This window comes from Rhodopseudomonas sp. NSM (assembly GCF_052445935.1).
Taxonomy (GTDB): domain Bacteria; phylum Pseudomonadota; class Alphaproteobacteria; order Rhizobiales; family Xanthobacteraceae; genus Rhodopseudomonas.
Map to the genome: position 1 here is coordinate 1 of NZ_JBQTCH010000020.1, position 334 is coordinate 334.

The 334-nt window shown below is 65.9% G+C and carries 1 pseudogene; it reads right to left on the reverse strand.

Features of this window, described 5'->3' with window-relative positions:
* Window positions 1-334, reverse strand: a pseudogene (locus ACTZWT_RS24385) (IS4 family transposase); the annotation flags it as partial.

The following is a 334-nucleotide window of genomic DNA, read 5'->3' on the forward strand; positions in this document are numbered from 1 at the left end:
GCTTCCAGCCTGCGAGCATGGCTCTGAGGGATTGGAGGCCGTGGAGGATCACGATGGGGCCTGGCTTGCCGTAGTAGCCGGTCCATCCGCCAAGGCGGGCGCAGATCCAACTGGCGTAGGCGAGTGATCCTGGCGGATGCGGGTTTTTCTGTTTCGCGGTGCTGCCCTCCAGTGTTCGGCAGATGGTTTGGAGCGCCGGCTCATCGTCGGGGTCGAACGTGTCCTGCATCGGCCGACCGGCTGCGCCGTCGCGCTCACGCACCATCTGCAGCACCTGGATCGCGGCGATCAGAGTCGCGGTGGTCAGGTTCTCGAACGGTCCGCCCTCGGCGAT